Here is a 21255-nt window from a genome sequence, read left to right on the forward strand (position 1 = left end):
AGCTTTTTTTTTTGAATATTCGATGTTCCGTAACCGTCGCATCGAAAGCTTCTGTGAAGGGTGTAAATCAATATTTTAAGAAAACCGTATGGAAAAAACTTGTACTAACGTTTGGAATAGTTGTCTGCAAATCATTAAAGATAATATCCCCGCCCAGAGTTTTAAGACCTGGTTCGAGCCTATAAAATCTTTAAGGCTGGAGGGCAGCATCCTGACGATACAGGTGCCAAGTTTGTTTTTTTATGAGTGGCTGGAAGAACACTATGTGGGCTTGCTGCGCAAAACCATAAAGAAACAACTGGGCGAGGACGGACGCTTAGAATATAACATTGTGGTAGAGCAATCATCATCAAGTAAACCCTACACCACCAACATGCCAAGCAATGGCAATGGTGCAGAAGGTAAAAACCAATCGATGCCTATCCCTATTTCAATTAATAAGGATATAAAGAACCCGTTTGTAATACCGGGTCTTAAAAAACTGAATGTAGACCCTCAGTTAAATCAGAACTATACCTTTGATAATTTTGTAGAAGGCGATTGTAACCGCCTGGCCCGTTCGGCTGGCTACGCAGTAGCTGCTAAACCGGGGGGCACTTCATTTAACCCGCTTATGATTTATGGCGGCGTAGGTTTGGGCAAAACCCACCTGGCGCAGGCTATAGGGAACGAGATAAAACGCTCGCTGCCCGATAAAGTAGTATTATATGTAAGCTGCGAGAAATTTACCCAACAGTTTGTTGACGCGCTGAAACATAACAACATTAACGACTTTGTTAATTTTTACCAGGCCATTGATGTACTGATTATGGATGACGTACACAATTTTGCGGGTAAAGAGAAAACACAGGACTTTTTCTTCCATATATTTAACCACCTGCATCAAACCGGCAAACAGCTGATCATTACATCAGACAAAGCACCTAAAGACCTGGCTGGTTTGGAAGAACGTTTGCTGTCGCGTTTTAAATGGGGCCTCTCTGCCGATTTGCAGGTGCCCGATCTGGAAACCCGCATGGCTATCCTTAAAACCAAAGTTTATCAGGATGGCATTGATTTGCCAAACGAGGTGTTGGAATACGTTGCCCACAACATTGATAACAATGTGCGCGAACTGGAAGGAGCCATGGTATCGTTACTGGCGCAATCAACCCTTAACCGTAAGGAGATTGACCTGAACCTGGCTAAGCAAATGCTAAAGAACTTCATTAAAAACTCTACCAAGGAGATTTCGATGGAGTATATCCAGAACCTGGTATGCGAGTATTTTGAAGTACCTATTGAAATGGTAAAATCACAAACCCGCAAGCGCGAAATTGTTCAGGCACGCCAAATTTCAATGTACCTGGCTAAGGCACATACCAAAAGCTCATTAAAATCAATAGGCCATTTCTTTGGCGGCCGCGACCACTCAACCGTAATATACGCCTGCCAAACTGTGGAAGACTTAATTGATACTGATAAAAAATTTAAAGGCTACGTTGCCGATATCCAAAAGAAACTTAAAATGTCGTAGACCGACAACAACTATCACTCTTTTGAAAAAGCGATGTCCGAAAGGATGTCGCTTTTTTTGTATGCTAAATTTGTCATTGCTGTAAGGGTTTATTATTCAAGATTGAAATTCCGAAATGCCAGATGGTCTGCGTATTTTTACCCCATGTCATCTATTAAAATGTTTGTGAACAGCCTTATTGGCGAAAATACCTATATAGTTTACGACAACAGCGGCGAGTGTGCCATTATCGATCCGGGAATGTATACTGCATTCGATCAGAACCAGGTAGTAAACTTTATCAGGAATAACGACCTTAGGCCCACCATACTGTTAAACACCCATTGCCATTACGACCATGTATTAGGCAATAAATTCATATTTGATAATTATGGTTTAAAGCCGCAGTTTAACAAAGGCGAATTGGAACTATTGCTTGCAGCCCCGGCCTGGACAGCAGAGATGGGTATACAGTACGAGCCATCGCCTCTGCCGGAAGTGTTTTTGCCCGAGACCGGCACAGTAACTTTTGGTCAAACCACGTTCGAATTGATCTTCGCACCGGGCCATTCGCCCGCGCACCTGTGTTTTTATAATAAAAAGAAGAATTTTTTGGTAGGCGGCGATGTATTATTCAGGCGTAGCATTGGCCGCACCGATTTCCCCGGGGGCAGTCATGAATTATTGATCAGCAATATCCACGAAAAGCTATTTACCCTGCCCGAAGATTGTACGGTTTACCCCGGCCACGGCCCCGAAACTACTATCGGGTTTGAGAAACGGAATAATCCGTTTTTAACGTAATGCCCCCTAACCCCCTAAAGGGGGAATAGAAGTATTTATTTACTTCCCCTTCAGGGGGTCGGGGGGTTTTATATCTTTGCATATCTTGAATACCTCCATCTACATAGCTAAACGATATTTGTTCTCGCGCAAAAAAATGCACGCTATCAATATTATATCGGGCATATCCATGCTTGGGGTGTTTGTGGGCAGCGCTGCATTAATTATTATCCTGTCAGCGTTTAACGGGTTAGAGAAAGTCATTTTATCCCTGTACAGTAATTTTACGCCCGAAATAAGAATAGAACCACGCGAAGGAAAAACTTTCGACCCGAATACCGGCTACTTTAAAACCCTGCATAAGGATGTCCGTGTGCTTTCGTTTACCGAGGTATTGCAGGAGAAGGCCCTGATGCGTTATGGCGACAAACAATTTATTGGCACGATACAGGGTGTAACTGACGAGTTTTTACGAAACCCCCAGTTGGATAGTACTATTCAGGATGGTTCGTTTACCTTACATTCTGGCGGTGAGGATAGGGCTGTGATTGGTGCTATTGTGCAAAATAGCTTAGGCGTAAATATTAACGATAGGTTTAGCGATCTGCAGATCTATTCGCCCCGGCGCAATGCGGTAAGTTCATTAAACCCATTGAATGAGTTTGTGGTGCGCAGCATTTCTCCCGCCGGCATTTTTTCCGTTCAGCAGGATTTTGACGATATTATGGTTACGCCCATTAGCTTCACCCGCGATCTGCTGGACGAGCCTACGCAGGTATCGGCTATCAATTTAAACTTTAAAAAAGGGACAGATTTAAAGCAGGCAGAAAAAGAGATCGCTCAAAAAGCAGGCAATAAATACATTATCAAAAACCGGATAGTACAAAATGCCGGGCTGTACAAAACTTTGAATTACGAGCGATGGTCTATTTATATGATCCTCACTTTCGTAGTAATTATTGCCATATTTAATATTGTGGGCTCGCTTACTATGCTGGTAATGGATAAGCAAAAAGATATTGCCATTTTAACCAGCCTGGGCGCGGGCAAAAAATTAGTGCAGGGCATATTTTTTTATGAAGGTATGATGATATCCTTGTTTGGCTGCTTAGCCGGTTTGGTTGCAGGCTGGATATTTTGCATGGCACAGCAGCACTATGGCTTTATAAAAATGGGCAGCAAATTAACCGTAATGGATGCCTACCCCATAGCAATTAAGTTTATTGATTTTATTATTGTATTTTTAACTGTGAGCACAATTGCCGTAATTGCATCGGGCATTAGCGCCAGGCTAAGTGTAAAAAGATTGGATGAGATAAAGCACGAATTATAAACTTACCACAATGAAAACCATATTGAACAAGGGATTTATATTGCTGATGCTGATAACGGTTTTCAGTTGCAATAACAACCCGCCAAAAGAAACTGCTAAAAAAACTTCTCAGATAATTTACCGCGGCTTATATAGCTTTGGCCCCGAAGTAAAATCGTTTAAGGATTGCAAAAGCGAGCAGGAGTTTTGGGCGGCAGATAGTTCGGCCAAATTAGAGCTGGGCTATTCGCAATTACATTTCGAAAAACCTTATGAGCCCGTTTATGTTGAAGTAGAAGGCAGAAAAATAAAGTCGGGTAAAGAAGGCGCTGCTGCTGAATTTGACAGCACTTTAATAGTGACCAAAGTGGTTAAACTAACTAAAGATATACCCGGCGATATGTGCAATACAGAACCGAAGCAGGAAAGCACTAAGCCTAAAGCAAAATAAAACGGGTAAAGCCCAATACATTAATCAACCACGGTGAAGGTAAAGCTTTGGCTTTTACACTTTCACCTTTAAGCTTTAAAACATGGAATCAAAACGTCAGCAAAAATTCGCCGGGGTAATACAACAGGACCTGGCCGCCATATTTCAACGTGAAGGCATGAACTACCTGCCTAATACCATGGTAACTATCACCAAAGTAAGGGTAACACCCGATTTGGCGCTGGCCCGAATATTCTTAAGCTTTTTTAACAGCGGCAATACCCAATTGGCCCTGCAAACCATCAAATCGCACGCTAACGAAATACGCTATAAACTGGGCGCCCGAATTAAAGACCAGGTAAGGGTAATACCCCAGCTGGAGTTTTTTGTGGATGATACCAGCGAATATGTTGAGCGTATGGATAAAATATTTGATAAAATAAGTAAAGAAGACAGGCAGCCCGAAACCGAATAAAGCGGCTTTAAACGCCATGGACAAACAAGGGCAGTTAACGAGATACTTACAAGATCATCCTGAAGCAATTGGTAAAGTAGTGGATTATAATCCGGCTACCGACCGTCTGTACCCATTTGATTTTACCGCCAACAACACCGAATTATCATTAACCGACCTGATAGAAACTGATCGTTTCAGCGCCTGGGTAAATGATAAATTATCGAAAGGCAATTACAAGTACGGCGTTGGTGGTTATATGGAACACCGTACCATTTATAGTCGCAGCGAATTGTTTAATAGCGCTGAAGAGCCACGCCGCCTGCATTTGGGTATAGACATTTGGGCCGCGGCAGGCACGCCCGTTTACGCGCCATTTAATGGCAAGGTACATAGCTTTAACAATAATAATAACTTTGGTGACTACGGCCCAACGATCATCCTGGAGCATAACCTGGATGGCTTGCTGCTTTATAGCTTATACGGGCATCTAAACACTGGAAGCCTGGAAGATCTATATCCCGGCAAGCCTATCACCCAAAACCAGCAGATAGCCGAGTTTGGTAATACCGCTGATAATGGCAATTGGCCGCCGCACCTGCATTTTCAATTAATGTTTGATATGGAAGGGTATGTAGGTGATTATCCGGGCGTAGGCCGCTTCTCTGAGCATGAAAAGCTAAAAGCCAATATCCCTGACCCTAATTTAGTACTGAGGTTTTAATTATTCAAACCTCCGGTAAACGAACAAATATCTGCCGGGCCAAAACTACCTTAAATAGTAATGGCTGCTTTAACCAGGTATGGTAAAATTTCTTTTTGAAAGGAGACGAAATTTTTACGCACGTCCGAATCGCTTACCGATGTAAATGCGAAACTGAAAACAATGCTTTTGCTGCACTTGATCAGAAAACGAAGGCGTTGCAAATAAGTGTCGTGTTTGCGTATACCGCCCAATTGTGCAAATGACGCAATTAATAATTCCTCCAGTTCGTTGCTCAGGTTTTTAAGAAATTCCTGCGAATTGGTTGATTCACGAATGAAATCCCAGCCGATAAACTCGTTACAAACGGTGTAAGAAAGACGGCTGGTTTTTATAATAAGGCTGTTCAGGTGGGCTTCCTCATCCATGTCCGGGCTATCGGCATGTATCAGGTCATCCACGCTAACACGGATATAGTCCATCAGCAATGAATGCAAAACATCCTCTTTACTATCAAAGTATTTGTAGATGGTAGCCTTAGCTATTTTGGCCCGCCTGGCAATCTCGTTCACGCTGGTTTTATGGTAACCAAATTTGCGGAATAGTTCCTGCGCGGCCTTTTTTATACTTTCTTTTATCTTGTCGGCTTCCATGCGTTTAGTTAGTTACAAATAATTGGAAATTAACTACATACGCATCATAAACACGCAGGGATTTTGAAGCCGGTGCTTTTACCGGCGAACCGTCATCTAACGAGAATTTTGAACCGCTGCATGGGTCGGTTACCGTAAAGCCGGTATCATCAATAGTTACCGCGCATTTATTTTGCGGCTGATAACTGCTGCAACGGTCGTAGGCGTGATAATTTCCAACGGCATCCCGGTACAGCAGCAGACCCGCTATACCATAACCGCTAACAGTTACAGCGCCCCCGGGGCTATTTAATTTACTTATCCGTGTATCAGACAGGGCCGCCTGGAAATTCACCGGCACGCTGGGGATATAATCGCCACTGTCCTTCCCGCAGGAAAAGATCGTAAGAGAAAGAATAGCCAGCAAGCCGTATTTTTTGGTCATTAGATAATTTCTGTTTTGAACTGGCGTAAAAAGCGGACATCGTTTTCCGAGAATAAACGCAGATCGCGGATAACCCATTTCAGGTTGGCAATACGCTCTATACCCATACCAAACGCAAAACCCGTGTATTTCTTACTGTCTATACCGCAATTTTCTAATACGTTGGGGTCAACCATCCCGCAACCCAAAATCTCCACCCAGCCAGTATATTTACACATGTTACAGCCACTGCCTTTACAAATGGTACAGGAAATATCCATCTCGGCCGATGGTTCGGTAAATGGAAAATACGACGGCCGAAAACGCACTTTTGTCCCCTCGCCATACAGTTCGGTAACGAAATGGAAAAGTGTTTGCTTCAAATCGGCAAAGGATACATTTTCATCAATATACAAACCTTCAACCTGGTGGAAAAAGCAATGTGCCCGGGCAGAGATAGCTTCATTACGATAAACGCGGCCCGGCATAATAGCACGGAACGGTGGTTTGCCCTGTTCCATCATCCGCACCTGTACCGATGAGGTATGGGTACGTAAAGCTATATCATTACCCGCTTCCTTTTTAATAAAAAAAGTGTCCTGCATATCGCGCGCGGGGTGTTCTTCAGGAAAATTAAGTGCCGAGAAGTTATGCCAGTCGTCCTCTATCTCGGGGCCTTCAGCAACCACAAAACCTAAACGTTTAAAAATATCGATGATCTCGTTCCGCACCAGCGATAACGGATGACGCGAGCCAACAGCAAAACCTTCGCCTGGTAGTGTCAGGTCAATATCGGCAGCACCGTTTTGGCCTTCTGATTCAAAGCCATCCTTAAACTCGTTATATTTAGCTTCGGCCAGTTGTTTAAATTGATTTAATACCTTACCTAATACGCGTTTCTCTTCAGGGCTAACCGCTTTAAACTGCTCAAACAGGTCTTTCACAATTCCCTTGGTACCTAAAAAACGGATACGATATTCTTCCAGCTGCGCGGCGTTTGCCGGCGCAAATTCTTCTATTTCTACAGTATATTGATTGATCTGGTCTTGCATTATAATAAATTACTGAGCTGCAAATTTAACATAAGTTATCATTACTTAATCACGCCAAGCTCTTTGCCCACTTTTGTAAAGGCACCAATAGCCTTATCCAGGTGATGCCTGTCGTGCGCGGCGCTGATCTGTACCCTGATGCGGGCCTTGCCCTGTGGTACTACCGGGTAATAAAAACCAATTACATAAATACCTTCTTCCAGCATTTTAGCGGCAAACTGTTGCGATAGCTTAGCATCATATAACATTACAGGCACAATAGGGTGTACGCCCGGTTTAATATCAAATCCTGCGGCCGTCATAGCCTCGCGAAAGTATTTGGTATTGCTTTCCAGTTTGTCACGCAGTTCGGTGGTTTCGCTTAACATATCCAGCACAGCAATTGATGCACCGGTAATAGCAGGGGCAAGCGTATTACTAAATAAATACGGCCTCGAGCGCTGGCGCAGCATATCAATGATCTCTTTCCTGCCGGATGTAAAACCGCCCGATGCACCACCCAGCGCTTTGCCAAGTGTACCGGTAATAATATCGATACGGCCCATTACCTGGTGATGTTCATGCGTGCCGCGACCGGTTTTCCCCATAAAACCTGAGCAATGGCTTTCGTCTATCATTACCAGTGCTTTGTATTTATCAGCCAGGTCGCAAATTTTATCCAACTGGGCAATGGTGCCATCCATACTGAATGCCCCGTCGGTTACAATAATGCGATGGCGGCAATCGGCAGTAGCTTTTAACTTCTCTTCCAGATCGGCCATGTCATCGTGCTTGTAACGCTGGCGCTGGGCTTTGCACAGGCGCACACCATCTATAATAGAAGCATGGTTCAACTCATCGGATATAATGGCGTCCTGTTCATTAAAAAGCGGTTCAAACACGCCGCCGTTGGCATCAAATGCCGCGGCGTAAAGTATAGTATCTTCTGTGCCTAAAAATTCGGCTATTTTTTGCTCAAGTTGCTTATGTATATCCTGTGTGCCGCAAATAAAACGTACTGATGATAAGCCGTAGCCATGCGTATCCATTACTTTTTTTGCAGCCTCAATAACTTTTGCATTGCCCGATAGCCCAAGGTAATTATTGGCGCAAAAATTAATCACCTGCTGCCCGCCCTGCACGGTAATATCAGCCCCTTGCGGCGAAGTGATGATGCGTTCTCTTTTATATAACCCGGCTTTTTCTATTTCGGCTAATTCCTGTTCAAGCACAGGTTTCAAAGTATCATACATAAGCGTTGTGATTTTAAAACATCAAAATTAAGCATTTAGCGGGCATTAAAGCAGGTTTGGCATTGAATTTATTATGCGCGCATAAAACATTTTAGCCCTATTTGTACTTATGAAGTATAGTTTTATGAGTAAATTTTTACGCTTACTGGTTATTTTATTGTTTGCCTTAAAAGCCGCCGGGCAAACCTATCAGCTATCGGGTCGCATTACCGATTTGCAAAATAAACCTATCGGCTTTGCTTCCATTTATATTAAAAATACCACCTACGGTACATCAGCTAACGAAAATGGGTATTATTCGTTTAACCTGAAGGCCGGTAATTACAATGTGATATACCGGTTTGTGGGCTATAAGGAACGAATAGAAAATATTACCATTGGTAACCACGACGAATTGCGCGATGTGAAGATGATACCCGACAGTTTCCTGCTTAAAACGGTGAACATCCGGTCTCAGCGCGGTAATGCCGGTAAAGAGATTATGCGGCAGGTGATCAATAAGCGGGAGTTTTACTTAAACCAAGTTAAAGAATACAGCGCCGTAGTTTATATCAAGGGCGTGCAAAAGTTGGTAAAGGCCCCTAAAAAGTTGTTGGGGCGCGATGTTTCAAATATTCTGGAACTGGATAGTACCGGCAAAGGGATACTTTATCAGTCGGAGTCGTTATCAAATTACAGTTTTAAACAGCCTAATAAGGTTAAAGAAGAAATGATTGCCTCGAAAGTAGCCGGGCAAAACACTGCTTTCAGTTACAACAAGGCATCGGACATGAAAGTAAATTTTTATCACAATTTATTTCATGTACCCGGTTTAAGTGCGCGTGGTTTTGTTTCGCCGGTGGCGTCTGAAGCAATGCTTTTTTATAATTATAAGCTGCTGGGTTCTACAACCGAAAATGGTAAAACAATTGACAAGATACAGGTAATACCCAAACGCAGACACGATCCCGTTTTCCGCGGAGTGATATATATTGTAGAAGATGACTGGCGCATTTATGGCAGCGACCTTTTAATTACAAAAGATGCTAATATCAACCTGGTAGACACCCTGGAGATCAGTCAGCAATATATGCCGGTAAGGGATAGTATCTGGATGCCCGGCGCCACCCAGTTTAATTTTAAAGGCGATGTTTTGGGTTTTAAATTTGAAGGCTATTACGCCGTAATTTTTAATAACTATAACCTGGATCCCCAGTTCCCCGATGGTTATTTTAATGCTGAAATTATGCGGATAGACACGGCGGCCAATAAGAAAGACAGTAACTATTGGGCGCAAACACGTCCGTTACCTTTAACGCTACAGGAAGCTAAGGATTATAGAAAAAAGGATAGTATAACAACCATCAGGCAATCGTTACCCTACCTGGATTCGCTGGAACATGCTAACAACCAGTTAAGCCCTTTTAACTTTACAATTACGGGGTACCAACATAGTAACCGGGTCAAAGGTGAAGCTTTTTACGTGTATCCGTTTTATCAGACTATATATTTTAATACGGTTGAAGGATATGGATTAATACCCAAAGTGAAATTTACAAAGACCTTTAAAAATGGTAGTTCATACGCTATTACACCGGCGCTGCGCTATGGGTTCTCTAACAAAATGTTCAATGCCAATGTAAACTTTGCCTATCATTATGATCCACCGCACAAAGGGACATACTTTGTAGCCTTCGGCAGCGATATACTTGACCTGAGTGATGTGGGTACCCGTTCACTTACATTTAATACCTTAAGTACATTACTCAGTGAAAGTAATTTCGTTAAATATTACCGTTCGCGCTATGGCAGGCTGGGCTGGGAGCATGAATTAGCCGATGGTATTTTGTTTAATACAGAGCTTTCCTATGCAACCCGCGACCAATTGTATAATACATCTGCTAACCATTGGTTTGATAATCCCAACAAACAATATACTTCGAACAATCCCTTAACACCATTAGAAGAATCGCCATTGTTCCCCCATCATAATGCACTTACATTTAAAGCTTCATTATTATTCACTTTTGATCAGCGATATGTTACCAGGCCAACAGGGCGGGTTTATGAACAACCGAAACTTCCGCAACTACGGCTTAATTACCGCAAAGGGGTTAGCGGAATATTAAATTCGGGAGTGGATTATGATCTGGTATCTGCCGATATTTTCGATGACCGGGTTTCAGAAGGCCTGCTTGGCTTTTCATCCTACAAAATATCAGCAGGGACATTTTTAAACAGCAATAAACTATACTTTATGGATTTCAATCACTTCCTGGGTAACCAGGGTACGGTTTTCGATCCCACTATCGGAAGTTTCCGGTATTTGCCATTTTATACCAATAGTGCAAACAGCGCTTTTGTTGAAGCCCATTTTGAGCACAACTTTACCGGGAATTTGCTTAATAATATTCCAGGGGTACGGTCGCTTAAGTTAGAGGAGGTGATAGGGGCCAACTATCTTACAGAACGAAATAAAAATAATTATTATGAGTTCTATTTCGGGATTAAACGCCTGTTCCTGCGTTTTGATTATGGTTTTGCATACAACGGCAACCGCAAAGTTACCCAGGGTATCCGTATATTTTACGGCTTAAAATAAACAGTTAATAGCTGGCTTCGGCCATTGGGCTGATCATCCGGGCTTCCAGCATTTCACTTAATGCTTTAACCGTTTTGTTTTTCTTTACAGGCTGTTGTTTTATATCCTCGGCATATATAAAATATCTTACCCCAAGCGTATGCAAAAAATCATCAACCTTGGTGTGCGAGGCGGGCTTGTAGCAATGTATTTTAATTTTATGGTAAAAAGGGTTGCTGCTTAAACGGCGCAAAACTTTTTCCATTTGCGGGCCCAGCAGCTCATAATCCAGCACAATGCTATCTGGCAACTGTGCATGTATAACCGGGAAGATCCGATCGGGATTAGTGATATGGATCACCTGTTTCTTCGATGGGATGGGAACAGCCGATGTAGCCGGGGCTACAACCAATAGTTTGCCTGATTTAATACGGATCATGCGCTAAAAGTTAGTTTGTGTACAAAAGTTTTCCACACACTTTTACGGCATAAGGTGAAAAAAAGTTTTGTAGTTTAAATATAGCACGTAAAAACCAGTTTGTCAAGCACTTAATTAGCTTAAGATGCAAGAAAAGAGCCTATAATACTCGTAATAAATATGCCCATAAGTTGTATAAAACGCGTGCTTTACAATTTATGGGCATAAAAGTTTTAATTATTTGGCTATTTCAAATACGGCATGTACCTGGAAACTTAACTTGATCTTCTTAACATCAATGTCCGATTCGGCAACGTTGCCATCGGCCATTGCGGCCTTAGCCATGTACATAACCGGCCGGGGCGAAGGGAAATTACTGTCCTCATTTTCAACAATATTAATTGCCATGCCAAGCTTTTCACCAATACCATTTAACAGGTAGGCAGCCTTCTCTTTAGCAGACAACAAAGCCTTTAGTTTCAACTCATTTTTCAAGTCGTTAATTTTTGAATAATCGTAGCTGTCAATATTGGTCGATTGGATACCTTTTGCATCTAACTTGCTCATTATCTGGTTGAAATGATTTAAGTCATGGAACTTTATGCCATATTGTTTACTGGCCAAAAAGTCGGGGTTTTTCTTTTTTTGATATACATAATTGTACGATGAAAGATTATTTATTGTGAAATCTTCCTTAGGTATACCAGCCTCGTTAACAGCTTTTTCCAACTGATTTTCCAGCTGGCTGATAGTGACTTTATTTTTTCCATCCATGTATTCCTTTAACGTAATGGAGACATTAATAATGTCGGGGGTTACCTCTTTTTCTGCTGTTCCGTTCACTTCAATTTTTCGGCGTAGGTCAACTGTTTGCGCAAATCCGGTTAATGCTATCGATACTAATAGTATCAGTGTGCTTATCTTTTTCATATTATTTATTCTATTTATGGGATGGATGGTACGAACGGCAAAAATCCACAACCTTAACAAATTTGTTACACAATTGTTGCATTTCTTTTTGCCTGCTGCGGCAGTATATTGATAAACAAGCTATTTGTTTTTACATTTGATAAAACCATTACATATGAAGTTTAATAAACCCCACCTGTTGGTTATTACAGCGCTTGCTTTAGCGGCAGGATGCAATCAGCCGAAAAAAAATGAAACCACCACCACTATTAGCGGCGATGATATTAAAAGTAACCTGGCCGTATTGGCTAACGATTCGTTGATGGGGCGCAAGCCTTTTACCGAAGGTGAAACAAAAACCATTAAATTCCTTTCCGAACAATATAAAAAATTGGGGCTGAAACCTGGTAACAATGGCAGCTATTTTCAGGATGTGCCCATGGTTGAGATCACCAGCACGCCCTCGCCTATACAGGTTAGCGGTAAAATTAACTTAACGCTAAACCCCTCTGCCGATTTTGTGGCCCTTACCCGCCGCGAAGTTGATACAGTTGCTTTGAAAAACTCGCCACTGGTATTTGCCGGGTATGGTGTGGTTGCACCTGAATATCACTGGAACGATTATGCCGGGTTAGATGTAAAAGGCAAAACGGTAGTGGTGCTGGTAAACGATCCGGGTTTTAAGTCGGGCGATAAAACATTATTCCACGGGGATACCATGACCTACTACGGCCGCTGGACCTACAAATATGAGGAGGCTGCCCGTCAGGGTGCGGCAGGTGTGCTAATTGTACACCAAACAGAACCCGCCAGTTACCCATGGCAGGTGGTTAATACCAGCAACACCGGCGCCAAGCTGGAACTGACCCAAACCGACAAGCACATGAACCGCTGCAAGGTAGAAGGTTGGATACAGGAAGAAGCCGCCAATAAATTGTTCGCTGCAGCCGGCATTACCGGCGATATCCGCGCTTATGCCCGTAAAAAAGATTTTAAGGCGGTACCGCTGAATTCAAGCATATCTATGTCTTTGAAAACCAAGTTAAAATATTCAACATCGCACAATGTGGTGGCTATGCTTAAAGGAAGTACTTCGCCAGGCGAATACATTATCTATTCGGCACATTGGGACCACCTGGGCATTGGAAAACCTGATGCCAAGGGCGACAGTATATATAACGGCGCGGTTGATAATGGCAGCGGCAGTGCAGCTATTTTAGCCATTGCCAAAGCTTTCATTAACGCAAAGGAGAAACCGAAAAGATCTATTGTATTCTTGTCGGTCACTGCCGAAGAGCAGGGCTTGCTGGGCTCGGAATATTATGCTACCCATCCAATTTTCCCGGTAAATAAAACTGTGGCTAACTTAAATATGGATGCATTGCACCCTTATGGCGAAAGCAACGATATTGCTGTAACCGGCAAAGGCCAAAACGAACTGGAAGATGAATTGGGCGAATTGGCTAAGGCGGATGGCCGTGTATTGGTTGGCGACCCTAAACCAGGCGCGGGCAGCTACTATCGTTCAGACCATTTTAATTTTGCCAAGGTTGGTATCCCTGCCCTGGATATTAATGGCGGTACCGACAGCAAAGCCCATGGCAAAGAGTGGGGCCTGAAACAGGAGGAAGATTATACCAGCAACCATTACCATCAGCCATCTGATAATTATTCGCCGGATATGGATGTGACCGGCATGGTACAGACCGCCGATATACTTTACCGTTTAGGCGCCAAACTGGCCAACGAAACTACATGGCCCGGCTGGAAAGCAGGATCGGAATTTAAAGCGATTAGAGATAAATCGATAAGGGCGAAGTAAGAGATTAAGATTTTAAGACATACCGGCAGTTGCTATACAAAGAAGTTATTTCAAAAGATCTGGCCTTCTTTGCCGGGTGCGTTCCAGCGCTTGTTCAAAACGCCACTTCTCAATTTCGGGGGTGTTGCCGCTAAGTAGTATATCGGGCACACGATGGCCGTTCCAATCGGCGGGGCGTGTATATACCGGGGCATCCAGCATATCGTCCTGGAAGGAGTCGGACAGCGCCGAGGTCTCATCAGATAATACGCCGGGTATCAGCCTCACCACGGCATCAACCAGCACCGCTGCGGGCAGTTCTCCGCCCGATAATACATAGTCACCAATAGATATCTCGCGGGTTACGAACAGGTCGCGTATGCGCTGATCGATCCCCTTATAATGCCCGCATAGCAAAATGATGTTTTGTTTAATAGAAAGCTGGTTGGCGATGCCCTGGTTCAGCGTTTCACCATCGGGCGATAGAAAGATGATTTCATCATACTCACGGTCTGCTTTTAATTTCCCTATGCAGGCAGCAAAGGGCTCAATGGTCATCACCATGCCGCTACCACCGCCGTAAGGATAGTCGTCTACGCTTTTTTGTTTGTTAGTAGCATAATCGCGCAGGTTATGCACGTGTATTTCGGCAATGCCTTTTTTTTGTGCACGCTGCAAAATAGAATGGGCAAAAGGGCTTTCCAGCAAACCTGGCAAAACGGTAATGATATCAAAACGCATGGGGCAAATTTAGAGATTAACAAGCAGAGATTAGCGATTAGTTTTTCGGACGAATAAATAGCGATAAGTAAGTTGCGTAAACATCGTTTAACTATAAACTTTATATCTTTAAAACCGTCTAATAATTATGTATACAGAACACCAAACACCCCCTAAAATAGGATTAGCCTTATCAGGCGGCGGCATCAGGGCAGTATCTCATTTAGGGGTAATCCAGGCACTTACCGATCATGGCATTCAATTTTCGCACATTTCGGGCACAAGTGCGGGAGCTATTGCAGCTGCCTTTTTTGCTGAAGGATATTCGCCACGCGATTTTCTAAAGATCATTACAGAAACACGTTTATTCAGGTTATTGCGCCCATCACTGGGCCACACAGGGCTGGTATCTATATTGAATGCCAGGTTTTTACTAAACCGTTACATCCCACATAACTCGTTTGAAAAATTAAAGATCAAGATCACTATTGCTGCTGTCGACTTTGGCGAAGGTAAACTGGTTTACTTTACCGATGGTGAATTAGACCTGATCATATTAGCAGCGTGCTGCTTGCCAGGCATTTTTAAGCCAATTATTATTAACGACCATATGTATGTCGACGGCGGTATCCTTAACAATTTTCCTGTTGAACCATTAGTAGGTAATTGCGACCTGATCATTGGCTCGTTTTGCAATCATTTACCTTCGGTAACCAATATCAAATCGTTCGGTAGTATGATAGACCGAGCGGCCATGATTGCCATTAATGCCAGTTTAGATCCGCATAAAAAATTGTGTGATGTTATTATTGAGCCCCATGGCTTAGGCGGCTATGGCATATTTGATACCGAAGCTGCCGAAGAAATATTTTTAATAGGTTACGAAGAAGGCCTGAAAGCTATTAAAAGTAACGAGGTATTGAAAAATCTTATTGCCGAACTTAACCCTGCAAAAAGGCTTGGCCGCCGTTAATTACAGCTTCTTTTCAATGATCCACTTATGCCCAAACGGATCAACCAATTCGCCCTGGCGATAGCCGTATTCAAAATCGGTTACAGGCATAACAGTGCGTGCCCCGGCAGCAATTGCACTGTCAAATACACTATGCACATCATCAGTAAATAGCCCAACGGTTACCACACCTGTGTGTGCGGCTGGGTCAAAATCCTGTGTGTGCGGGTATATCTCGTGAATATGAAATACGGCGCCATCGATATCAAATTCGGCCACATGCACAGTACCGTCATCATTATTAATGCGGAAATGCTCTACCGCGCCAAAGGCGTTCTTATAAAAATCAAGATCGGTTACGCCATTGCGTATGCGTAGCATAGGTGCGAAGGATGTTTGTGTTTTCATATGATAATTTATGCCTTACTTTCCGACTTTCAATTAATCTCCTTCCTCTAATATAAATACTTCCTCCACAGGTTTGCCAAAAACCCGGGCAATTTTTAAGGCCAGTATTGTTGATGGAACATAGCGGTTACTCTCAATGGTGTTAATCGTTTGCCGCGATACACTAACCAGTTCGGCCAAATCGGCCTGGGTTATGTTTTTTATGGCGCGTTCAACGCGGATGTTGTTTGTCATAACGGGCCAAATTTAATTTAATGAACGGTTTAAACGATACAGCATCCACCGGAAACGAATAATGAAAAACATTAACGGCAGCCACAGGTTTACACTCAGGATATCCTTATAATCGGCAGCGGTAGTAAACACAAGGGACCCGATGAGCAGGAAATAATTCAGATAGATGGCCCATTGTAAGGAATCCAAACGTAATTGGGTGATCTGTTCATCTTCTATCTTCTCCTTAGAGAAGGCGATCATCACCAGGCCGGTTACCATCAACACAACCGTAAAAATAAAGAATAAGTGGTGCGGACTTAGAAAGCCATGTTCGGGACTACTATGTCCGGTCCTCCAGAACATTACCAGCGGCACATGTACCAGAAATAGCACTATGCCAATAAACTTAAAATAATAGGGAAATAAAAAGCGTGTTTTCATTGTGATGGCAGATTATAAACAACTTAAGTTTAATTTGTTGCGGGCATCCTGCCTGCGCAAATAGAATAAAAGGTATTGGAAACGGATTTGAAATATCAGCGGAATGGTTACAAAATTGATGATCTGTATCATCAGGAAATCAATGCCATAGAAGAAAAAGTTAGATAATAGCAGTATAATATAGTTGGTATAAACCGCTATTTGCATGGCATCAAGGCGCAGTGCATTAATATACTCGTCCTCGTTCTTCTCTTTGGCGTATACCCACAATAACAGTGTTAAAGGCAATACCCAATAAATATTATCAACAGTATTGTTTTGTGTAAATACAAGATTGAACGTAATAATACCTATAATAATTAAAGACAAGCCCTTACCAATGATATTATAGGGTGCATGTTTAAGTAAATGGATCTCGGGTACTTTGCAATCGGCCTTATTCCTGTAAATCAGATAATTAAAGCGGCCAATAAAAATAACCAACGGCGTATAAAAATTATAGATAAGGAAAGCGTCGCCGCTATTAATAGCGTTTAATAACTGAGTAATAGGTTCTATTTTAAATAAAAAGTTAATGAAGGAAAGCGCCATAAATATCGCAAATCCGCAAAAGTTGGTCAGTATAGCCCAGTAAAGTGCGTTCAGCCTTATTTTACCTGTCAGTTCATCTTCTTTTTTAATCTTTGAAAAAGCGATAAATAACAATCCTGCAATAACCAGCGTTAAAGCCAATTCATTAGTGAAGTTTTCGGTTGTGCTTAGTAAAAGTGTGCGTTGCTTTCTTATTTCAAAACTCAGAGCAGCTATCTGGTATTTCTGATAAACCACAAAATAACCCAGTACAAAACCGGGAAGTGCCAGCAGGTAACCGATATACCTGAAAAACCGGGGAAAAAGAAATTGTGCTTTCATGTTGTAAAGTTTGATTTACCAAATGTAAAATAAACTTTACAAATGTCAAATATATTGGTAACTATATACCTATTGGGACAAACAACTCACCGTTAAACCATCCCAAAAACTTATAGTCTTTTACCATTCACTTAAATTGACAAATTATGACATTTACAGAATACGATTTATTTGTTATCCTTGAAAGGGATGGCTACTACATAAAAGAATTTGACGGCCTAATATACATTGACTGCGATATAGCACAAATGATTGCCGACGATTATAACGAACGGAACGGATATAGAGATAAAACCAACGGTGGGTTTGCTGATGTGTATAATATCGCGGAATTGGTTGAATTAAGGGGCAACAGTGCCGTTTGGAACGCTACTTGCGATTAGCTGGCGGAACGAGCGTGTTATAAAGTGTCATGGTTTCATCTTTGATTGTTAGAATGCGCTCAATAAGCTTTCCAAATAGTTCTTGTGTGTACCAATGCGTTAATGAACCATCCTTATATTCTACATACCCTATTTTATCAGGGAATGCTTGCAATCCTTCATCCGTTGTATTCAGTATATGGTGAGCAAATATATTTCTTTCCCGGTTAACACCGCCTAAAGCATCAACATACTTAGTGAATGATTTTTTCTGCTGTTTATTTGGGTAAAGTTCATTATAGTTCACAAGCAGGGTGTTGATAACCTCTTTCTTAGCATGAAACGTCATTCTGCCTAATAGCAAAATAGCGATTTTGCCTCGTGTTTGAGGGTCGCCACTAAGATGTGAGGTTATTATAAGCTCAACACATTTTTCAAGTTTCGCCCATTCATTAATAACAGAACCCCGATAAAACGTACCTATTTTTTCAATAGCCTCAAAAGTGGCTTTTTTAACATCATCTTCCATTTAACTAATCTACTACTATGACTTCACAATTCAAAAGCCTTAAACAGGTGATACACTACTTTAAGGACGAAACTACATGTAAAGCCTACCTTGCTAAACAACGCTGGGGAGATACGCCGTCATGCCCGCATTGTGGTAACGTTGGTGCCTATGTAACTAACAGAGGTTTTAAATGTAAGGCTAAAGAGTGTGCTAAGAAATTCAGCGTTACTTCCGGTACTATATTTGAAAACACAAAGATACCTTTGAGTGATTGGTTTGCCGCTATTTACCTGGCGACCGCACATAAGAAAGGTATCAGTAGTTTACAGTTATCGCGCGATCTGAATATCACCCAAAAAAGCGCATGGTTTATATTACATCGTGTCCGTGAAATGCTGACAGAGAACGCACCCGAAATGCTGACAGGCACAGTTGAGGTTGATGAAACCTACGTAGGTGGCGCGACCAAAAATAAGAGTAATAAAAAACGCGCGGAACTAAGATTAACAGGCGGCCAGTACTTTAGCAAAACAAGTGTAGTGGCTATGTTAGAGCGCGAAAGCGGAACGGTACAAACTACCGTGTTTAAGGCCAATAGCGTAAAGACATCTGATGTGCTGCCAATTATACAAAGCACCGTTGGTGAACAAGCCTTAATTATTACTGATAGCAGTACTATGTATGGTAGCCTGAAACAGTCCTATAAACATGAAGTTGTTAACCATGTTCAAAAGGAATATGTCAGGGGTGCAATGCACACTAATACTATTGAGGGTTTCTTTAGCCAGCTTAAACGAGGCATTGTAGGCGTATATCATTTTGTATCAACCAAACACCTGCACCGCTACTGCCATGAGTTCGGCTATCGTTATAACACCCGTAAGATACTCGACCCGGTAAGATTTGAGGGCGCAATTAAGAACGTGAACGGCAAACGCTTGACGTATAAGAAACTTATTGCGTAAATTTGCCGTATGGCAAAGCAAAATAAATCTAAAGACCGCATTATGGAAGTCGTTGAGATTAAGGACGACAAACTTAAGATTAACGGCACCTTAGAGAGTGTAATTAAAGCCGCTTTTGTTAAGCCTAAAACACCTAAAAAATAAACACCAATGATCAAAAAAATCACGCATCTTTATTTCAATAAAGAGCATAAACTCACAGAATTAAAAAAGATTTTCGTTTATTTTTTAGGCATTAGGGTTTACACCCACTCAACAGAACTTCACTACCCTATTAAAAAATAGTAATACTATCTTCTTCGCTCGGCTTTACCATCTCCACCATAAAGCCTGTCGCGTATGGGTGTATTTTATCTATATAATACCCATCTTTAAAGTACTCATCCAGTCCGCCATATACTTCGGTTTTTATTTGACCGTTCGTTGTTTTATTCTCTGGAATGCTAATGATTATTAATTTCTTCATGTTTTGTGATTAATGGTTTAAATATATTGTTTAGACTAAAGTTTTGTTTTATAATAAGCAAATCTACTATCTGTTAGAAACGTTGTGTTATATATAACGCGCCTCAGTCTCGCGTATGTTGGCACAACCTCTACAATAAACAACAAAATCATGGTAGTGTCCCAGGCACCCGATGGCCTGCTTAAAAACGATACAAGGTAGAAAAACAATATTAAAGACACAACCAAAGAAGCACACACAATAACTATACTCCAAGTATAGTCTGGTTTATATTTATTTATTAGTAAATAACCATATCCCATAATTATACTTCCGGCTAAAAAGAATATAAAAGCTATTGGGGCAAACGCTAAAGCAAACCAAAACCACCGTAACCATACTATTAAATTAGCGAGCCAAAAAGGAACATAAAGCAATATACAGGTTAATAAAAATGTAATAATAAAGGTGCCTATAGAGAATAGCACCCAGTGAATCGTTTTCATTAATGTGGTAATTTAAGGATAAAACAAAATAAGCGTGACTGCTTAATCTTCGCTATCCTCGGCTTACCACAGCCTTATACACACAAAGAGACACAGCCACGCCTTTACAGCGTACCTCTCATCTCGGTGTGTGCATACTATTTGTGGTAATTCAGGATAGCACTCCGATATTCAGTACAGTACTTTTAACACCACTAATGTAAGTAATGCTGTATAAATATCAAAGCTACATAGTTTTACAACCCTTAGGAATATATAAATTACCACTAATTAATCATTTATATTTAAACAAATAATCTAAATCACAATTTTATGAATTACGAAAACGGAATAAAGCTAATCAGTCAGAACCTACACCTGATTGATACCATGTATAATGAAATGTTAATTTCAGCAATAGTAGCTGTGCCAATAAATGCAGATATTAACGGGATTGCCAATTTAATTATCGACGGCGAATGGGACGAAATCCAACATACCATCCAAGGTCAACAAATTCAAGTGGTTGTTTTGTTTGACCTTGATGAGTACGAACCTGGCGACCTTGCAAAGTGGATGCCTCTTTCTCATTTGATTGGACAATAACGGTATTTGAAGTGATTTTACTCATGG

Annotated in this window: 26 protein-coding genes; 13 read left to right on the plus strand and 13 right to left on the minus strand. The window is 41.7% G+C overall.

Features of this window, described 5'->3' with window-relative positions:
- Nucleotides 1-88 precede the first annotated feature (88 nt).
- The 6 genes from dnaA to IRJ18_RS01680 all read left to right on the plus strand — a co-directional run bounded on the left by dnaA (nucleotide 89) and on the right by IRJ18_RS01680 (nucleotide 5198).
- Nucleotides 89-1516 (plus strand): chromosomal replication initiator protein DnaA, encoded by a 1428-nt coding sequence (gene dnaA, locus IRJ18_RS01655; protein WP_194104463.1) that lies wholly within the window; start codon nucleotides 89-91, stop codon nucleotides 1514-1516.
- Nucleotides 1517-1660: 144 nt separating this feature from the next.
- Nucleotides 1661-2299: an MBL fold metallo-hydrolase gene (locus IRJ18_RS01660; RefSeq protein WP_194104464.1), complete on the plus strand. Its 639-nt coding sequence runs from the start codon at nucleotides 1661-1663 to the stop codon at nucleotides 2297-2299.
- Between the two features lie 85 nt (nucleotides 2300-2384).
- The gene (locus IRJ18_RS01665) at nucleotides 2385-3611 is read left to right on the plus strand and encodes an FtsX-like permease family protein (RefSeq protein ID WP_194104465.1); all 1227 of its coding nucleotides are present in this window, start codon (nucleotides 2385-2387) and stop codon (nucleotides 3609-3611) included.
- A gap of 10 nt (nucleotides 3612-3621) precedes the next feature.
- Nucleotides 3622-4041, plus strand: coding sequence for a hypothetical protein (locus tag IRJ18_RS01670; RefSeq protein ID WP_194104466.1), 420 nt, complete (start codon nucleotides 3622-3624; stop codon nucleotides 4039-4041).
- An 82-nt stretch (nucleotides 4042-4123) separates the two neighbouring features.
- Nucleotides 4124-4495 (plus strand): 30S ribosome-binding factor RbfA, encoded by a 372-nt coding sequence (rbfA, locus tag IRJ18_RS01675; RefSeq protein WP_194104467.1) that lies wholly within the window; start codon nucleotides 4124-4126, stop codon nucleotides 4493-4495.
- Nucleotides 4496-4511: 16 nt separating this feature from the next.
- Complete coding sequence (locus IRJ18_RS01680; RefSeq protein WP_194104468.1) at nucleotides 4512-5198, plus strand: peptidoglycan DD-metalloendopeptidase family protein; 687 nt, start codon at nucleotides 4512-4514, stop codon at nucleotides 5196-5198.
- Nucleotides 5199-5248: 50 nt separating this feature from the next.
- Here IRJ18_RS01680 and IRJ18_RS01685 read toward each other — a convergent pair whose 3' ends face one another.
- The 4 genes from IRJ18_RS01685 to kbl are packed head-to-tail and all read right to left on the minus strand — an operon-like array spanning nucleotide 5249 to nucleotide 8517.
- Nucleotides 5249-5830: a TetR/AcrR family transcriptional regulator gene (locus tag IRJ18_RS01685; protein WP_194104469.1), complete on the minus strand. Its 582-nt coding sequence runs from the start codon at nucleotides 5828-5830 to the stop codon at nucleotides 5249-5251.
- Nucleotides 5831-5834: 4 nt separating this feature from the next.
- Complete coding sequence (locus tag IRJ18_RS01690) at nucleotides 5835-6254, minus strand: Rieske (2Fe-2S) protein (protein ID WP_194104470.1); 420 nt, start codon at nucleotides 6252-6254, stop codon at nucleotides 5835-5837.
- The gene (pheS, locus tag IRJ18_RS01695) at nucleotides 6254-7285 is read right to left on the minus strand and encodes a phenylalanine--tRNA ligase subunit alpha (RefSeq protein WP_194104471.1); all 1032 of its coding nucleotides are present in this window, start codon (nucleotides 7283-7285) and stop codon (nucleotides 6254-6256) included. The genes IRJ18_RS01690 and pheS overlap by 1 nt, the downstream gene beginning before the upstream one ends.
- A gap of 41 nt (nucleotides 7286-7326) precedes the next feature.
- Nucleotides 7327-8517: a glycine C-acetyltransferase gene (gene kbl / locus IRJ18_RS01700; protein ID WP_194104472.1), complete on the minus strand. Its 1191-nt coding sequence runs from the start codon at nucleotides 8515-8517 to the stop codon at nucleotides 7327-7329.
- A gap of 124 nt (nucleotides 8518-8641) precedes the next feature.
- On the opposite strand from kbl, the gene IRJ18_RS01705 reads away from it, so the two are divergent.
- Nucleotides 8642-11098 (plus strand): DUF5686 and carboxypeptidase regulatory-like domain-containing protein, encoded by a 2457-nt coding sequence (locus IRJ18_RS01705; RefSeq protein WP_194104473.1) that lies wholly within the window; start codon nucleotides 8642-8644, stop codon nucleotides 11096-11098.
- A gap of 4 nt (nucleotides 11099-11102) precedes the next feature.
- On the opposite strand, the gene IRJ18_RS01710 is transcribed toward IRJ18_RS01705, so the two are convergent.
- Entirely contained in the window at nucleotides 11103-11516 is a 414-nt protein-coding gene (locus tag IRJ18_RS01710; protein ID WP_194104474.1) for a hypothetical protein, read from the minus strand.
- 216 nt (nucleotides 11517-11732) lie between these two features.
- Nucleotides 11733-12425 carry an SIMPL domain-containing protein gene (locus IRJ18_RS01715; protein ID WP_194104475.1) on the minus strand — a complete coding sequence of 231 codons (693 nt, stop codon included), beginning with the start codon at nucleotides 12423-12425 and terminating at the stop codon, nucleotides 11733-11735.
- A gap of 154 nt (nucleotides 12426-12579) precedes the next feature.
- Between IRJ18_RS01715 and IRJ18_RS01720 the strand changes: the two genes are divergently transcribed.
- The gene (locus tag IRJ18_RS01720; protein ID WP_194104476.1) at nucleotides 12580-14226 is read left to right on the plus strand and encodes a M28 family metallopeptidase; all 1647 of its coding nucleotides are present in this window, start codon (nucleotides 12580-12582) and stop codon (nucleotides 14224-14226) included.
- A 45-nt stretch (nucleotides 14227-14271) separates the two neighbouring features.
- Here the strand turns inward: IRJ18_RS01720 and trmD are convergent, their stop codons facing one another.
- The gene (gene trmD, locus IRJ18_RS01725) at nucleotides 14272-14946 is read right to left on the minus strand and encodes a tRNA (guanosine(37)-N1)-methyltransferase TrmD (RefSeq protein WP_194104477.1); all 675 of its coding nucleotides are present in this window, start codon (nucleotides 14944-14946) and stop codon (nucleotides 14272-14274) included.
- A gap of 127 nt (nucleotides 14947-15073) precedes the next feature.
- Here trmD and IRJ18_RS01730 point away from each other — a divergent pair, with 127 nt between their 5' ends.
- Nucleotides 15074-15898, plus strand: a complete 825-nt coding sequence (locus IRJ18_RS01730) for a patatin-like phospholipase family protein (RefSeq protein WP_194104478.1) — start codon at nucleotides 15074-15076, stop codon at nucleotides 15896-15898.
- Here IRJ18_RS01730 and IRJ18_RS01735 read toward each other — a convergent pair whose 3' ends face one another.
- Genes IRJ18_RS01735 through IRJ18_RS01750 form a run of 4 tightly spaced genes read right to left on the minus strand, consistent with a single transcriptional unit; the run spans nucleotide 15899 to nucleotide 17854 of the window.
- The gene (locus IRJ18_RS01735; protein WP_194104479.1) at nucleotides 15899-16285 is read right to left on the minus strand and encodes a VOC family protein; all 387 of its coding nucleotides are present in this window, start codon (nucleotides 16283-16285) and stop codon (nucleotides 15899-15901) included. It abuts the gene before it with no gap.
- A gap of 33 nt (nucleotides 16286-16318) precedes the next feature.
- Nucleotides 16319-16519, minus strand: a complete 201-nt coding sequence (locus IRJ18_RS01740) for a helix-turn-helix transcriptional regulator (RefSeq protein WP_194104480.1) — start codon at nucleotides 16517-16519, stop codon at nucleotides 16319-16321.
- A gap of 12 nt (nucleotides 16520-16531) precedes the next feature.
- The gene (locus IRJ18_RS01745) at nucleotides 16532-16942 is read right to left on the minus strand and encodes a hypothetical protein (protein ID WP_194104481.1); all 411 of its coding nucleotides are present in this window, start codon (nucleotides 16940-16942) and stop codon (nucleotides 16532-16534) included.
- A gap of 12 nt (nucleotides 16943-16954) precedes the next feature.
- Complete coding sequence (locus tag IRJ18_RS01750; protein WP_194104482.1) at nucleotides 16955-17854, minus strand: hypothetical protein; 900 nt, start codon at nucleotides 17852-17854, stop codon at nucleotides 16955-16957.
- Between the two features lie 146 nt (nucleotides 17855-18000).
- Between IRJ18_RS01750 and IRJ18_RS01755 the strand changes: the two genes are divergently transcribed.
- A complete protein-coding gene (locus IRJ18_RS01755; protein ID WP_194104483.1) occupies nucleotides 18001-18237 on the plus strand; it encodes a hypothetical protein in 237 nt (78 codons plus the stop codon).
- On the opposite strand, the gene IRJ18_RS01760 is transcribed toward IRJ18_RS01755, so the two are convergent.
- Complete coding sequence (locus IRJ18_RS01760) at nucleotides 18224-18745, minus strand: hypothetical protein (RefSeq protein ID WP_194104484.1); 522 nt, start codon at nucleotides 18743-18745, stop codon at nucleotides 18224-18226. The two genes, IRJ18_RS01755 and IRJ18_RS01760, sit on opposite strands and share 14 nt — an antisense overlap.
- Nucleotides 18746-18762: 17 nt before the next feature.
- Here IRJ18_RS01760 and IRJ18_RS01765 point away from each other — a divergent pair, with 17 nt between their 5' ends.
- Together IRJ18_RS01765 and IRJ18_RS21100 are read left to right on the plus strand one after the other, a co-directional pair.
- Nucleotides 18763-19692 carry an IS1595 family transposase gene (locus IRJ18_RS01765; protein ID WP_194104485.1) on the plus strand — a complete coding sequence of 310 codons (930 nt, stop codon included), beginning with the start codon at nucleotides 18763-18765 and terminating at the stop codon, nucleotides 19690-19692.
- 9 nt (nucleotides 19693-19701) lie between these two features.
- Nucleotides 19702-19836, plus strand: a complete 135-nt coding sequence (locus tag IRJ18_RS21100) for a hypothetical protein (RefSeq protein ID WP_262893250.1) — start codon at nucleotides 19702-19704, stop codon at nucleotides 19834-19836.
- A 130-nt stretch (nucleotides 19837-19966) separates the two neighbouring features.
- Here IRJ18_RS21100 and IRJ18_RS01770 read toward each other — a convergent pair whose 3' ends face one another.
- Nucleotides 19967-20158, minus strand: a complete 192-nt coding sequence (locus IRJ18_RS01770) for a hypothetical protein (RefSeq protein ID WP_194104486.1) — start codon at nucleotides 20156-20158, stop codon at nucleotides 19967-19969.
- A gap of 797 nt (nucleotides 20159-20955) precedes the next feature.
- Between IRJ18_RS01770 and IRJ18_RS01775 the strand changes: the two genes are divergently transcribed.
- Entirely contained in the window at nucleotides 20956-21228 is a 273-nt protein-coding gene (locus IRJ18_RS01775; protein ID WP_194104487.1) for a hypothetical protein, read from the plus strand.
- Nucleotides 21229-21255 lie beyond the last annotated feature (27 nt).

Origin of the sequence: Mucilaginibacter boryungensis, from assembly GCF_015221995.1 — a bacterium.
In the GTDB taxonomy this organism is placed as follows: Bacteria; Bacteroidota; Bacteroidia; order Sphingobacteriales; family Sphingobacteriaceae; genus Mucilaginibacter; species Mucilaginibacter boryungensis.